The following is a 14,655-nucleotide window of genomic DNA, read 5'->3' as shown; positions in this document are numbered from 1 at the left end:
GGCGGCGAAATTCCCGCATCCCGATGGGCCCCCACACTGATACGGTATCGAGCGCATGCGCAATACGGGTCCGCGCGTGCGGGCTTTCGCCTCCGTCCGTTCACTCCGCCTTAGCTCTAGGAGACTGCGATGGCGCTGTTTATCAGCTACTCGAGCCAGGACAGGACGACGGTCGACGCCCTGACGACCGCCCTTCGGCGCGGCCAGCAGCAGGTGTGGTTCGACCAGGAGCTCGGCGGCGGCGACTCGTGGTGGAACAAGATCTTGGAGCAGATCCGCGAGTGTGACGTCTTCATCGTCGCGCTGTCGAACAACTGGCTGCAGTCCAAGCCCAGCCAGTCCGAGCTGCGCTACGCCAAGGCGTTGAACCGGCCCATCCTTCCGGTGCGCATCGGCGATGTGGACAGCATGCGGGTGAATCCGCTTGCCGCGTTGCAGATCATCGATTACCGGGAGCCGACGATCGACGCCGGCATTCAGTTGGTCACCGCGGTGCACCAGCTCAGCAGCAAGCCCGTGCCGCTGCCGGACCCGCTGCCCGAAGAGCCGCCGGTGCCGTTCGGTTACATCACCCGGCTAGGCAACCAGATGGCCGAAAAGGAGCTCAGCCCGCAGCTGCAGCTTCAGCTGTTGGTCGAGCTGCGATCCGGACTCGACGAGGACGGCGACGACCCCAGCGCCCGCGGCGACATCGCTCAGCTGCTGCGGATGCTGCGGCTGCGACACGACGTCACCTACCGCACCCGAAGCGAGATCGACAACGTGCTCGCCGAGATCGAAGCCAAGGACAATCCGTCGGGCGCGGCCGACGCCAAGACGGACGTGGGGACGAAGCCGGCGGCGGCTGCGCCCGCCCCGACCTCAGCCACCGCGCCGACGGCGGCCGGTGGCGGCTCTGGCGGCGGAAACAAACGGTTGATCCTGCTCGGCGGCGCGGCGCTGGCCGTCATCGCCGTGATCGCGATCGTCATCGTGCTGACCACCCAGGGCGGCAAGAGCAAGCCGGCTCCGAAGGCCACTCCGAATTCGAATTCGGCGACTTCCGCGCCGGGCGCGGTGGCCCAGACCCCTCCGGACTCCGCGACCTCGGCCAAGCTGGACTCTTATCTGCTCGCGCCCGCCGATGTCGGTGCCGTGGTGGGCGACCCCAATCTCATCGTCTCCGAGAAGACCTCGGTGCTACGCAACCTCCGGGCGACGCTGTCCAACCCGAATTGCAAGGGAGCGTACGAACCCATCGAAGAGTCGGCGTACCGCGGGGCGGACGGCTTCACCGCAGCGAGCGGTCAGGCGGTGCATACCTCCGGGGAAAACCCGCCGCACCGCATCTTCGAAGCCGTTGCCGCGTTCTCGTCGCCCGACAAGGCCGAGGCATTCGTGACGGCTTCGGCGGACAAGTGGAAAGCATGCACCGGGCAATCGATCACGGTGAACTTCAACGGCAAGACGTGGCAATGGACGTTCGGTGAGGTGACCGGAACCGGGCCGAAAATCTTCCAGCAGCGCACGCAAGCAGACGGCGGTCGAATTTGTCATCACGCGCTGCACGCGGTCAACAACATCGTCGTCGATCTCCTGCTGTGCGGCCCAGACGCCGAAACCGGCCAAGCGGGCAAGCTCGCCGGGCAGATAGCCGCGAAGGTCGGCCAATAGCAGTTGGTCGACATGGAGCGGCCCCCGAGCCATCTCCCAGTTGGACAGACCGGGACGCTCGGGGGCCGGGTGGCTACGGGGAATTCGCCAGCGCGCGTTGATCGCTAGCTCTTCCGAGCCATTGCAGCTAGCGCGTAGCCACCTCACATGTCCATGAAGCTATCAATTTCGCGGACCACCTCCCTTCCTGTGTACGGCCGACCGTACCCGCCATTGCGCGAGCCGACAACAGAATTCAGCGCTCAGCGATCGCTGACGATCGCGGCGTCGATCAGTTCGGCGAATTCCGTGCCGATGGGCGACCGGGACAGCCGTCGGCCGTCGAGCGTGTGCACTCGCGCGGCCAACGTCATACTCGATACCAGCCAAATACCCTGCGCGGCTTGCAGATCCGCGACCCGTAGCGCGCGGTAGTCGCAGTCGTAGCCCTTGTCCCGGGCCACCTCGAACAACGCCTGCTGGGTGGTGCCGCGCAAAATCGGATACCACGGTGGAGGTGTCAGCAGACACAGATTGCCGTCGGCTCCCCCGGAATCCGTGGCGATCACCACCGTCGAGCGCGGACCCTCGAGGATGAACCCGTCTGTGCTGACGAAGATCACGTCGCCGGCCCCCTGCCGCGCGGCATGCCGCAGCGCCGCCATGTTCACCGCATACGACAGGGTTTTGGCGCCGGCCAGCAGCCACGGCATCGCGTCGACACCGTTGGCCGGCAAGCCGCGGTCCAACGTGATCGCGGCCAGGCCGTCGCGCCGGACCGCCTCGACCCGCTCGGGAACGGGGTTGACCGTCACGTATGCGGTGGGCGCCGAACCGCTTTCGCGGCCCCGGCTGTAAACCAGCCGCAGCGCACCCTCGGCAGCGGTGTCCGCGGTCCACTCCCGGGTGGCCAGTGCGATCGCGCGCCGCCAGCCCGCGAGGTCGGGTGCGGGCAGGTCCATGAACTTGGCCGACTGGCCGAGGCGCTGCAGATGCGGCTCGACGAGGCAGGCCGCGCCGTCGCGCACCAGCAGCGTCTCGAAGGCGCCGTCGCCGCGCACCGCGGCGAGGTCGTCGGCGTGCAGCAGCGGGGCCTGCGGCGGATGTATCTCGCCGTCCAGCGTGACGATTACGCTGCTGCGGCCGGCCATGGAGACAGAGCCTAGCCGCCGTCGTGGACCCCGCCGCACGCTTGGCACCTGTCCGTAGAGTTGAGCTGTGGCAGCAGTACCCGCACCCGACTCCGGACCCGACGCCGGCGCGATCTGGCACTACGGCGATCCGCTGGGCGAGCAGCGGGCGGCCGAGACCGAAGCCGTCTTCGTGGATCGCTCCCACCGCGCGGTGCTCACGCTGACCGGCAAGGATCGGCAGACCTGGCTGCACACCATCTCCAGCCAATTCGTCAGCGACCTAGTCGAGGGCGCCACCACGCAAAATCTGAGCCTCGACGGCCAGGGCCGGGTGGAGGATCACTGGATCCAGACCGAGCTGGGCGGGACGACCTACCTCGACACCGAGCCGTGGCGCGGCGAGCCGCTGCTGAGCTATCTGAGCAAGATGGTGTTCTGGTCCGAGGTCACGGCGGCCGCCGCCGATATGGCGGTGTTGTCGCTGCTGGGGCCGCACCTCGGCGACCGCGGCGTGCTCGACACGCTGGGGCTGGATGCTTTGCCCGACGAGCTGCTCGCGACCGCGCTTCCCGCCGGCGGCTTTGCCCGCCGCTTGCCCGGCTTCCCCGAAGGGATGATCGAGCTGGAAATCGTGGTGCCGCGTGCCGCGTCGGCCGATTGGCAGCAACGTCTGACGCAGGCGGGGGTACGACCGGCCGGCGTGTGGACCTACGAGGCAGACCGGGTCGCGGCGGTGCGCCCCCGGCTCGGCGTCGACACCGACGAACGCACCATTCCGCACGAGGTGGGCTGGATCGGCGGCCCCGGCCTGGGCGCGGTCCACCTGGACAAGGGCTGCTACCGGGGCCAAGAGACCGTCGCCCGGGTGCACAACCTGGGAAAGCCGCCCCGGATGCTGGTGCTTTTGCACCTCGACGGCTCCGTGGACCGTCCGGAGACGGGCGACCCGGTGCGTGCCGGCGGCCGCGCCGTCGGGCGCCTCGGCACCGTCGTCGACCACGTCGATCTCGGGCCCGTGGCCCTGGCGTTGCTCAAGCGGGGGCTGCCGGCCGACACCGAATTGACGACGGGCGCCGACGGCGGGGTGTCGGCGGCAATCGACGCCGATTCCGTGCCCGCCGCCGACGAAATCGGGGCTGGCAGATTAGCCGTTGAACGGTTGCGGGGCGGTGCGAGATGATGGTGATGACGTCCGCCACAGCGGGACAGGGGCCTCCGACGACTATCGGCGAGGCACGGTAAACTGTCCGAAGGACAATAAACGACACCAAGAGATCGGAGCCGCCTACTTGTTAGGCCGCTCCGTTATTGCGCGAGGGGGTCCCCCCATGGGCCGCGGCCGGGCTAAGGCAAAGCAGACCAAGGTTGCTCGAGAACTCAAGTACAGCTCACCGCAGACCGACTTCCAGTCGCTGCAACGCGAGCTGTCCGGGACAGATGCCGACGATTCCGACGGCCTGGACACCAACGGTGTCGAAGAGCCATGGGTTGACGAGGACGACTGGCGCCGCCGCTAGAACTTCGTGCCGGCCTGTAATCGGGCCCGACTAGCCGAAATCGCTTAAAACCTAGGGTGCTGTCCGACCAGCTTTGCTCGGGGCCCTTCTTTGCCGCCCTTGCACACGGTTCCCAGCACCCAGCAATTCAAATGCCGGGCGGTCAATATCGCCAGGGCGCGGTCGGTGTCTTCGGGCGCGACGATGGCGACCATGCCGACGCCCATGTTGAACGTCTTCTCCATCTCCTGACGCTCGACGCGGCCGCGCTGGGCGATCATCGCGAACACCGGGGCGGGCGTCCACGTGCCGCGGTCGATCTCGGCGACCAGCCCGTGCGGGATGACGCGAAGCAGGTTGCCCGCCAGCCCCCCGCCCGTGACGTGGCAGAACGTGCGGACGTGCGTCTCGGCGGCCAAGGCCAGGCAGTCTTTGGCATAGATGATGGTGGGTTCCAGCAACTCCTCGCCCAGGGTGCGGCCGAATTCCTCCACGTGTCCGGCCAGGTTCATCCGGTCGATCTCCAGCAGCACCGTGCGGGCCAGCGAGTACCCGTTGGAATGCAATCCCGACGAACCCAGCGCGATGATCACGTCACCGGGCTTGACGCGGTCGGGCCCCAGCACGTCGTCGGCCTCGACCACGCCGACCCCGGTGGCCGAGATGTCGTAGTGGTCGGGCTCCATCAGCCCGGGATGTTCCGCGGTCTCACCGCCGAGCAGCGCGCAGCCCGCCCGCACACATCCCTCGGCGATGCCACTGACGATGGCGCTCAGTCGTTCTGGGACGGTTCGGCCGACGGCGATGTAGTCCTGCAGGAACAGCGGCTCGGCGCCGCACACCACCAGGTCGTCGACCACCATTGCGACCAGGTCGAGCCCGACGGTGTCGTGCTTGTCCATCGCCTGCGCGACAGCGATTTTGGTGCCTACGCCGTCGGTGGAGGCCGCCAGCAGCGGCTCGCGGTAACCGCCGCGTAAGGCGAACAGCCCGGCGAAGCCGCCCAGCCCGCCGCGCACCTCGGGCCGGGTGGCCTTGCTTGCCAGCGGTTTGAACAGATCGACGGCGCGTTCGCCGGCGTCAATGTCCACCCCGGCCGACGCGTAGGTAACGCCCTCGCTGCCCGGCTCTCGTCCGTCGCTCTTTCCCGGATCCGTCATCGCGATAAAGGCTACCGGGCGATCACGGCCGGTAGCAGCCGCCTTCGAGTACTAGGGACGAATTTCCGTGAGCGGACCGATGGGGACCTCATCGGCAGCGAGATCGCCCATGCCCGCGCCGCGTGCGGCATTGGTCAGCATGTGCTCGATGACGTTCTTGCCCAACACGGTTTCGCTGGGTAGCTCGATCGGATAATTGCCGTCGAAGCAGGCGGTGCACAGCCGCGACGCCGGCTGCTCGGACGCCGCGACCATGCCGCGCAGCGAGATGTAGCCCAGCGTGTCGGCGCCGATGGCGTGCCGGACCGCCTCGAGCATCTCTTCCTCATCCTCGACGGCGTTGGCAATCAATTCAGCCGGCGACGGAAAGTCGATGCCGTAGAAGCACGGCCATTTCACCGGCGGTGACGCGATGCGCACGTGCACCTCGACGGCACCGGCCTCGCGCAGCATGCGCAGCAGCGCGCGCTGGGTGTTGCCTCGCACGATCGAGTCGTCCACGACGATGAGCCGCTTGCCGCGGATCACCTCTTTGAGCGGGTTGAGCTTGAGCCGGATGCCCAGCTGGCGGATGGTCTGCGACGGCTGGATGAACGTCCGCCCGACGTACGCGTTCTTCATCAGGCCCTGCCCGTAGGGAACACCGGACTCTTGGGCGTAGCCGACCGCGGCGGGCGTGCCCGATTCCGGCACACCGATCACCAGGTCGGCGTCCACGGGGCATTCGCGGGCCAGTCGACGACCGATGTCCACCCGGGCCGCATGCACGGACCGGCCGCCGATCGTGCTGTCCGGCCGCGCCAGGTACACGTATTCGAACACGCAGCCCTTGGGGGTGGGGTTGGCAAAACGGCTGGACCGTACCCCGTCGGCGTCGATGGCCAGCAGTTCACCGGGCTCGATGTCCCGGACGAACGAAGCGCCGACGATGTCCAGCGCGGCCGTTTCAGAGGCCACCACCCAGCCGCGATCCAGCCGTCCCAGCGACAACGGGCGCACGCCGTGCGGGTCGCGGGCGGCATACAGGGTGTTCTCGTCCATGAACGTCAGGCAGAACGCGCCGCGCACGGTCGGCAACAGTTGCAGCGCAGACTGTTCCAGGCTGGAGTCGGCCGCGCCGTGGGCCAGCAGCGCCCCGAGGATGTCAGAGTCGGTGGTGGCCGGCGCCGGGGCGCGCTTGGCGATCAGCCCGGCGTCGCGCGCCTGGGCGGCGAGCTCGGCGGTGTTCACCAGATTTCCGTTGTGGCCCAACGCAACTCCGGTGCCTGCCGCGGTGTTGCGGAAGACCGGCTGGGCGTTCTCCCAGGTGACGCCACCCGTGGTGGAGTAGCGGCAGTGCCCGATGGCGACGTGGCCCTGCATGGCCGCCAGCGTCTGCTCGTCGAACACCTGGCTGACCAGGCCGAGGTCTTTGAAGACCAGCACCTGGGAACCATCGGCGACGGCGATGCCCGCGGCTTCCTGGCCGCGATGCTGCAACGCGTAAAGGCCGTAGTAGGTGAGTTTGGCGACGTCCTCGCCCGGGGCCCATACCCCGAATACGCCGCATTCTTCGCGGGGCGAGTTCAGGTCCTGCTCGGATTCCTGGACGGTCACGGTGGGCGGCTCCCTAGCGAGGGGTAGTGACGCTACGGAGTTTACGGGCACGTAAGCCGCGCGCACGAATTTGTTGGGCGTGTTGAGCGCCGAGTTTATTGGCGTGTCACCCTAAACCTGCAGTTCAGAGTTATATTTCGCTCACATCGAACAGGGGCAGCCAGTGGTCAATTTCACCCGCGCGCGAGCCCGACAGCGTTAGGGATCCGTTCTCCTGCGCGTCGGCGAGCGTCAACGTCCCGGTCGCGAGCAGCAGCCAGGTCCGCGGGTCGGTCTCGACGACGTTCGGCGGGGTGCCGCGGGTGTGCCGCGGCCCGGTGACGCACTGCACCGCCACGAACGGCGGGACGCGGACCTCGACGCTGGCGCCGGGCGCCAGCGCGGCCAGGGTGCGCGCGGTGAGCCGGACCGCGGCCGCCAGCGCGGTGCGGTCCGGGGCCGGCTCGGTGTCGTCGCGCAACCAGCCCGCAACGGCCAGCACCGCCTGACGCGTCTTGGCCGGATCGGCTCTGTCGCGGGCGGCCATACCATAGGGTCTCAGAATCATGAGGCCTCGTCGCTTGGGGGATGTCCGGAGAAGCCGCCGCGGGCCGGACCCGCTGAGCGGCCGCTCAGCCAACCCCCAAGGGGCGCAATGACAAACGAACGTGCCGCGGTCGCGGCGCGCCGACTGGTCGCGTCCGCGCTCGCCGGGGCCATGCTGCTGGTTTCCGGCTGCGGCGACTCCGGCGACTATTCGGAGGGCGACACGTCGGACGCGCACTGTCGCACCGTAGCCGCCGATCCTGGCTGGTACGGCGACAACCGCGACCGGATCGACGCGATGATCCGCAAGCTGGGCAGTTGCGGCAAGTTGGGATCGGCGGCCGACGGAGCGCCGTTGGCGCTGTTCGACTTCGACAGCACCGTCGTGAAGAACGCCATCAGCGACATGACGCTGTTCTGGATGATGCGCAACTCCAAAGTGCGTCAACCGGCCGGCGGCGATTGGAGCACCAACAACCCGTACCTCACACCGCCGGCGGCCGCGGCGCTGTCCACCGCGTGCGGCGGGCTCGCACCCCCGGGGCAGCCGCTGCCCACTGGCACCAACTCCAGTTGCGCCGACGAGCTGATGTCGGTGTACGCCAATCGCCAGACCCGAACGGGCGCACCGGCATTCGCCGGCTACAACCATCGCCGTATCGACCCCGGCGCCGTCTGGGCCGCGCAACTGCTGGCCGGCTGGACCGACGCCGATGTGGCGGGGGTCGTCGAAGCGGCCCGCAACGAGAGCCTGGCGGCGCCCGAAGGGGCCGAGCAGCAGATCGGCAGCGTCCGGCGCGCCGCGTGGGTGCGCTACTACGCGCAGATGCGCGACCTCATTGCCACCTTGCAGGACAACGGGTTTGACGTCCGCATCGTCTCCGCCTCGCCGGAGCCGGTGGTGCGCGTCTGGGCCGCCGACGTGGGCATCTCCGCCGATCGCGCGATGGGCACCCGCACCGAGCACGACGGCGACGTCCTGACGTCACGCCTGGGCGCGTGCGGCGGGGAGCCGTCCGTGCCGTACAACGAGGGCAAGCGCTGCCGGGTCAACGAGCAGGTGTACGGCATCCAGGGGCCGGCGGCGTTCGACCAGCTGCCCGACAAGCAGCGTCAGGTGTTCGCCGCCGGCGACTCCGACGGGGACGTCACCTTCATCGGCGATGCCACCGCGCTGCGCCTGGTGATCAACCGCAACCAGATCGAGTTGATGTGCCGCGCCTACGCGAATCTCGACGGACGCTGGCTGGTCAATCCGATGTTCATCAAGCCGCTGGGCATCAGCCCGCCGTATCCCTGTGCGACGCAGGGCTTCGACCAGCCCAACGGCGACCAGGCGCCGCTGCTGCGGCCCGACGGCAGCGTCGTCGGAGACCAGCTCGACCGCGTGTACGCGTAACGGCGACGTCGGGCCGCCTCACAGTCTGAACATTTCGCGGGACATCGCGGCGTCCTCGACGAAGCCTTCGCGCCGGTGATGGTGGCCTCGGGCGGGTCTACCGGGTTTGGGCCCGTGCCGCGCCGTGGTGGCCACGGCGTAGGCCGCAATGATGCTCGCTACGATACGTCTGCCAATGATGTTGGGCGCCAACCTGTCCGCCCATGATGGTCGCCGCGCGGGGATGCTGCCCGGGATGGCCCATTCAGCGATCGCAGGCCGTCCAACGCCGGCCGCCAGGTCAGCCACCGGTTGATCCTGCCAGTGCGGCCGGCCGGCCGAGCAGGCGTTGCTGCGCATACTCGCGCCCCTTGTCGGCGTCGCGCAGTACCAATCCGGCGATGTCGGCGAGACGGACCACGCGCCCACCCGCACCCCAGTTGCCGTCGGGAATCTCGTTGCCGATCACCCAAATTCGCAGCGGGTCTTGGTCGTAGCGCCCGGCTTCGGCCGCCAGGATCGCTTCGGTGATGGCCGCGACGACTCTGGCGGTCCGCTGGTCGTCGAGCTGGCCTTGCGGCACCGAGGCGATCACCTTGTAGTGCGGGGCCGCGGGTGTCTCGCCAGCGTGCAACATCGCAGCGGGCCGATGCAGCCAAACCTTGGCCAATGACCGCGCCACCGGATCGGCGGGATCGGCTCCCTCGTGTTCGATCAGGATCTCGGCGAGCTGTCCCAGCAGCTGGTGTTCGGCCTCGGCGGGCAGCGCGTGTTCGGGGATGTAGACGTCGAGCATCGGCATAGCGGTGTGCCTTCCGGTTCGGTGCGCGCCTCACCCACGCACCCTGAGTTGTCTAACACAACGCAGACTAACTGGGGCTGAGTTGCAATGTCAAACCCTGGTAAGCTGACCGTTATGTCCGAGCTTCGCGATCGTTATGTCGCCGACAACTGCTCGATCAAGCGAGCGCTCGATGTCGTCGGCGAGAAGTGGACGCTGCTGGTCATGCGGGAGGCGTTCTACGGCGCACACCGTTTCGATCAGTTCCAGAGTCGAATCGGATGCGCGCGCAACATACTCAGCGAACGTCTCGTGACGTTGACCGAAGCCGGGCTTCTGGACCGGGTTCCCTACCGCGAGCCCGGACAACGGGAGCGGCACGAATACCGGCTCAGCGAAAAAGGACTAGACCTCATCACAGTCGTCATCGCCCTCATGCAATGGGGAAACCGCTGGGAGGCGGGCCCGGATGGCCCACCGGTCGAGGTCTTACACCGCGATTGCGGCCATGCCGTCGAAGCGATCCTGCGGTGTCCGCACGACGACACCGTCCTGACCGCACGCGACCTGCATCCCGTACCCGGGCCCGGCGCTCACCCGGTATCGGACGCCTAAGGCGACGGCGCTCAGCCGAAGAGCCGCGGCAACACCGCGTCGGAGGTCGCGCGCAATTCCGCCAGCGACACCCTGAACAGGCCCTGGAATTCGATCGCGTCCGAGTCGCGGTCGGCGACCCCGATGCGCACGGCGGGCAGCCCCCGCGCCTCGCACATCGAGCGGAACCGGCTCTCCTCGGTGCGCGGCACCGCCACCAGCGCGCGGCCGGACGACTCGGAGAACAGCGTCACGAACGGATCGGCACCCTCGGGAAGCACGATGCGACAACCGCTTTCGCCCGCCAGGGCCGCCTCGACGATGGCCTGGGCCAGGCCACCCTCGGACAGGTCGTGCGCCGCGGACACCAGGCCGTCGCGCGATCCCGCGCTCAACACCTCGGCGAGCAACTTCTCGCGGGCCAGGTCGACGGCCGGCGGCACGCCACCCAAATGGTCGGCGCTCACCTGCGCCCAGACCGAGCCGTCGAACTCGTCGCGGGTATCGCCCAGCAGCAGCAGGGCCTCCCCCGGCTCGCTGCCCAGGCCGGTCGGGATGCGCCGGGCCACGTCGTCGATGACGCCGAGCACGCCGACCACCGGCGTCGGCAGGATCGCCGTCGATCCGGTCTGGTTGTAGAAGCTGACGTTGCCGCCCGTGACCGGAATGCCAAGGGCCACACAGCCGTCCGCGAGCCCTCGCACCGCCTGGGAGAATTGCCACATCACCCCGGGGTCCTCCGGCGAGCCGAAGTTCAGGCAGTTGGTCACCGCGACGGGGGTGGCACCGGTGACGGCGACGTTGCGGTACGCCTCGGCCAGCGCCAGCTGCGCGCCGGTGTAGGGGTCCAGCAGCGTGTAGCGCCCCGAGGCGTCGGTCGACAGCGCGATGCCGCGGCCGGTGGACTCGTCGATGCGCAGCACGCCGCCGTCGGCGTGCTCGGCCAGGACGGTGTTGCCGCGCACGTATCGGTCGTACTGCTCGGTGATGAACGCGCGGCTGCACAGGTGCGGGCTGCCAAGCAGCGCAAGCAAAGTCGCGCGCAGCTCGTCGCCGGTGGCCGGGCGCGGCAACCGGGCCGAGGTGTCGGCGTTCAGGGCGTCCTGCGAATCGGGGCGGGCCACCGGTCGCTCGTACACCGGGCCCTGGTGGGCCACCGTGCGCGGCGGCACGTCGACCACGGTCTCACCGTGCCAGGTAATGCGCAGGCGGTCGCCGTCGGTGACCTCGCCGATGACGGTGGCCAGCACCTCCCACTTGCGGCATACCGCCAGGAAGGCGTCGACGTTTTCCGGCGCGACGACGGCGCACATGCGCTCCTGCGACTCGCTGGACAGGATCTCGGCGGGCGTCATGTTGGCGGCGCGCTGCGGGACGGTCTCCAGCTCGACCTGCATGCCACCGTCGCCCGCCGACGCGAGTTCAGAAGTGGCACAAGACAATCCGGCGCCACCAAGATCCTGGATCCCGATCACGATTCCAGCGGCGTACAGCTCGAGGCAGCACTCGATGAGCACCTTCTCGGTGAACGGATCGCCGACCTGCACCGAGGGCAGCTTCTTGCGGCCGGGGCCGCCGCCCTCGTCGCCGCCGAACGTCTCCGAGGCGAGCACGGACACACCGCCGATGCCGTCGAGGCCGGTGCGCGCGCCGAACAGAATGATCTTGTTGCCGGTGCCCGATGCGAACGCGAGGTGCAGGTCCTCCTTGCGCAGCACCCCGACGCACAGCGCGTTCACCAACGGGTTGCCCGCATACGACGGGTCGAAGATGGTCTCGCCGCCGATGTTGGGCAGGCCCAGCGAGTTGCCGTAGCCGCCGATGCCGCGGACCACGCCGTCGAGCACGCGACGGGTGTCGGGCGCGTCGGCGGCACCGAACCGCAGCTGGTCCATCACCGCGACCGGTCGCGCGCCCATGGCCATGATGTCGCGGACGATGCCGCCCACGCCGGTGGCCGCGCCCTGGTAGGGCTCGACGTAGGACGGGTGGTTGTGCGATTCGACCTTGAAGGTGACGGCCCAGCCGTCGCCGATGTCGACGACGCCGGCGTTCTCGCCGATGCCGGCCAGCATGGCCGCCCGCATCTCCTCGGTCGTGGTCTCACCGAAGTAGCGCAGGTGCACCTTCGACGACTTGTACGAGCAGTGCTCGCTCCACATCACCGAATACATCGCCAACTCGGTGTCGGTGGGCCTGCGACCCAGGATCTCGCGAATCCGCTGGTACTCGTCCTCTTTGAGGCCTAGCTCGCGAAACGGCTGCGGCTGGTCGGGGGTGGTCGCGGCGTGGTCGACGGTGTCAATCAGCTGGGTGCGCGCGCTCGTCACGCAGACAGTCTAGAGTCCCCGCCCCGTCAGCTGCCGCTCGCCGATTGTTCGAGCCGAGTCGGTCAGATCGGCATCCGGTAGCCGTAGTACTCGTGGTCTTCGTTGTAGCCGCCATGTCCCAGCCCGAGGTGATCGAAATTTTCCACGAACTCGATCGCCTCGATCCATTTGACCTGTTTGAAACCGAGTTCGCGTTCGTTGCGCAGCCGTAGCGGCGCGCCATGGGTTTCGGTGAGGGGAAGACCGTTCATCGCGTACGCCAGGAGTGTGGTCGGCTCGCGCATGTGCTCGATCTTGTGGCAGTCGTAGTAGCGGCCTTCGGCGGGGCCGCCTGCTCCGTAGGCGAAGGAATAGAAGACCACCCAGCGCGCCGACGGCAGTGGCCGCACGATGTCGAGGATCTCCGACATTCCAACGCCTCCCCATTTCGCCACGCCGGACCAGCCCTGAATGCAGTAATGCTGGGTGATCTGATCATGGTTGGGGAGCGCGAGCAGCTCGTCGTAGGTCAGGCTGACCGGATTCTCGACGAGGCCTTCGATGCGAAGCGAATATTGCGACCAGCCCGTCGCCTGCAGCTCGTGATAGCGATCCGAGTCGGGGAGCGTTCCGTTGGGCCACAGGTAGGGCGAGATGTCCTTTTCGGAATACGTCGCGTTGGGATGCGGCAGCTCGAGCAGCTCCTTGGCCCAGCCCACAAACCCGCGGCCGACCCGTCGGACGACGCCCGGGTACCGGGCAGTGAGGGGGGAGGCGAGCAACCACAACGTCACGATGGCCGCCATGGCCAGCGCGTAAATGACGACTGCCCAATACGATCGGGTTTCGGTGCCGAAGACGATGTGGTTCACATTGCCGACGAATCCGGTGACGAAGACCATCACGGTGTGGACCGCGATGAAAAAGACCATCCACACCAGGACTGCGAAATGCAGTGTCCGCGCCACTTGTCGGTTGAGCGGGCCCCGCCCGAAACCAAACCATGCCGCGATCGCGGGCGCTTGCAAAAGGCCGGTGACGAACGCCAGCGGTGCGGCGACGAACACCGTGGTGAAGTAGGCGGTGATCTGCATTCCGTTGTAGTTGGTGAAACCGGCGTTCGACGGGAAATCCAGCGAGGCGTATTGAATCGCCGTCGACAGTGCGTTGGGGAAAACGTCCACCGAACGCGGCACGATCCGGCGCCACTGCCCGCTCGCGAAGAGAAGTACGTAAAAGACGAGGCCGTTGGCCAGCCACAGCAGGTCGAAGCTGAAATGCCACCATCGGGCAAGCCCGATCGAATGCCGAAAACCGGGTATGCCCAACCACTTCGGAATGGCCACCGAATCGTCCTTGGCCGTCCATATCTGGGCGGCTTCGCCTTGGTCCTGGCGATCGGCGGGGACCGGCCCGCGCATCCGCAACCATTCGGTCCCCGGTCGACACCCCGCGTTCAGATACAGCCGCGGATGGTCAGCGAGAATCTGCAACCCCGCCCGGATGATGAACATCATGAAGACGATGTTGAACAGGTGCTGCCAGCGCAGCCAACTGGGAAACCCCGAATACACCGGCGATGCAAAGCTTGCCGACGTTCCCGGGTAATGCTCGATGAAGCCCTGCATCCACCCGTACTGGCGTAACTGCTGCGCCAGCGCGACCGCCACCAGCATTCCGACCGCACCGATCGGCAGCAACCAGAGCACGCTGAACCAGCGTCGACCAATCCGAACCGCCGGTACCCGCGCCGCTTCCTGCTGCGACAACCCCCCGGCCCACTCGTCGAGATCGATGCGTTGATCCAGCAACCGCTGGCGCGCACGCTGATCAAGCAGCGACTCGAGGCGGGCGCGCGCAACCGTATCGGTAGGACCTGCCGGTGACTGGTCAGCCATTTTGCGCCCTTCTCCCGGTCGCGGCGGCACAAAACCGTCGTCAGCAAACTCAAGTTACGCCCATTTCGTCGTCACCGGCGGCAATTCGCGCTGCGCGCGCCAAACTCAGCGCAACCGCCCGAGGGTGTTACCGACAACCGATGGGCCGTCGAG

12 protein-coding genes are annotated in these 14,655 nt (G+C 67.8%); 5 read left to right on the top strand and 7 right to left on the bottom strand.

The window, feature by feature from the left end; all coding sequences use genetic code 11:
* Positions 1–129: 129 nt before the first annotated feature.
* Positions 130–1,653 (top strand): sensor domain-containing protein, encoded by a 1,524-nt coding sequence (locus MRAB57_RS11400; protein WP_083743365.1) that lies wholly within the window; start codon positions 130–132, stop codon positions 1,651–1,653.
* Positions 1,654–1,895: 242 nt separating this feature from the next.
* On the opposite strand, the gene MRAB57_RS11395 is transcribed toward MRAB57_RS11400, so the two are convergent.
* The gene (locus tag MRAB57_RS11395; protein ID WP_077087652.1) at positions 1,896–2,783 is read right to left on the bottom strand and encodes an aminodeoxychorismate lyase; all 888 of its coding nucleotides are present in this window, start codon (positions 2,781–2,783) and stop codon (positions 1,896–1,898) included.
* Positions 2,784–2,850: 67 nt separating this feature from the next.
* On the opposite strand from MRAB57_RS11395, the gene ygfZ reads away from it, so the two are divergent.
* Positions 2,851–3,945: a CAF17-like 4Fe-4S cluster assembly/insertion protein YgfZ gene (gene ygfZ / locus MRAB57_RS11390; RefSeq protein WP_077087651.1), complete on the top strand. Its 1,095-nt coding sequence runs from the start codon at positions 2,851–2,853 to the stop codon at positions 3,943–3,945.
* Positions 3,946–4,093: 148 nt separating this feature from the next.
* Entirely contained in the window at positions 4,094–4,282 is a 189-nt protein-coding gene (locus MRAB57_RS11385) for a DUF3073 domain-containing protein (RefSeq protein ID WP_077087650.1), read from the top strand.
* A 44-nt stretch (positions 4,283–4,326) separates the two neighbouring features.
* On the opposite strand, the gene purM is transcribed toward MRAB57_RS11385, so the two are convergent.
* The 3 genes from purM to MRAB57_RS11370 form a co-directional block, all read right to left on the bottom strand.
* On the bottom strand, positions 4,327–5,421 hold the full coding sequence (gene purM / locus MRAB57_RS11380) for a phosphoribosylformylglycinamidine cyclo-ligase (RefSeq protein ID WP_077087649.1): 1,095 nt from the start codon (positions 5,419–5,421) through the stop codon (positions 4,327–4,329).
* 51 nt (positions 5,422–5,472) lie between these two features.
* Positions 5,473–7,017 (bottom strand): amidophosphoribosyltransferase, encoded by a 1,545-nt coding sequence (gene purF / locus MRAB57_RS11375; protein WP_077087648.1) that lies wholly within the window; start codon positions 7,015–7,017, stop codon positions 5,473–5,475.
* Between the two features lie 130 nt (positions 7,018–7,147).
* Complete coding sequence (locus MRAB57_RS11370) at positions 7,148–7,543, bottom strand: sterol carrier family protein (RefSeq protein ID WP_077087647.1); 396 nt, start codon at positions 7,541–7,543, stop codon at positions 7,148–7,150.
* Between the two features lie 108 nt (positions 7,544–7,651).
* Here MRAB57_RS11370 and MRAB57_RS11365 point away from each other — a divergent pair, with 108 nt between their 5' ends.
* Entirely contained in the window at positions 7,652–8,941 is a 1,290-nt protein-coding gene (locus tag MRAB57_RS11365; RefSeq protein WP_077087646.1) for an HAD family hydrolase, read from the top strand.
* A gap of 280 nt (positions 8,942–9,221) precedes the next feature.
* Here the strand turns inward: MRAB57_RS11365 and MRAB57_RS11360 are convergent, their stop codons facing one another.
* Entirely contained in the window at positions 9,222–9,722 is a 501-nt protein-coding gene (locus tag MRAB57_RS11360) for a tautomerase family protein (RefSeq protein ID WP_077087645.1), read from the bottom strand.
* Between the two features lie 114 nt (positions 9,723–9,836).
* Here MRAB57_RS11360 and MRAB57_RS11355 point away from each other — a divergent pair, with 114 nt between their 5' ends.
* Positions 9,837–10,316, top strand: a complete 480-nt coding sequence (locus MRAB57_RS11355; RefSeq protein WP_077087644.1) for a winged helix-turn-helix transcriptional regulator — start codon at positions 9,837–9,839, stop codon at positions 10,314–10,316.
* Positions 10,317–10,327: 11 nt separating this feature from the next.
* Here MRAB57_RS11355 and purL read toward each other — a convergent pair whose 3' ends face one another.
* Positions 10,328–12,604 carry a phosphoribosylformylglycinamidine synthase subunit PurL gene (gene purL / locus MRAB57_RS11350; protein WP_173814018.1) on the bottom strand — a complete coding sequence of 759 codons (2,277 nt, stop codon included), beginning with the start codon at positions 12,602–12,604 and terminating at the stop codon, positions 10,328–10,330.
* Positions 12,605–12,687: 83 nt separating this feature from the next.
* The gene (locus MRAB57_RS11345) at positions 12,688–14,502 is read right to left on the bottom strand and encodes a molybdopterin-dependent oxidoreductase (RefSeq protein WP_077087642.1); all 1,815 of its coding nucleotides are present in this window, start codon (positions 14,500–14,502) and stop codon (positions 12,688–12,690) included.
* Positions 14,503–14,655 lie beyond the last annotated feature (153 nt).

The sequence above is a fragment of the Mycobacterium rhizamassiliense genome, assembly GCF_900157375.1.
GTDB classification, from domain to species: domain Bacteria; phylum Actinomycetota; class Actinomycetes; order Mycobacteriales; family Mycobacteriaceae; genus Mycobacterium; species Mycobacterium rhizamassiliense.
Note: the sequence above shows the minus strand (reverse complement) of the source record. Positions and strands in the feature narration are given on the sequence as shown.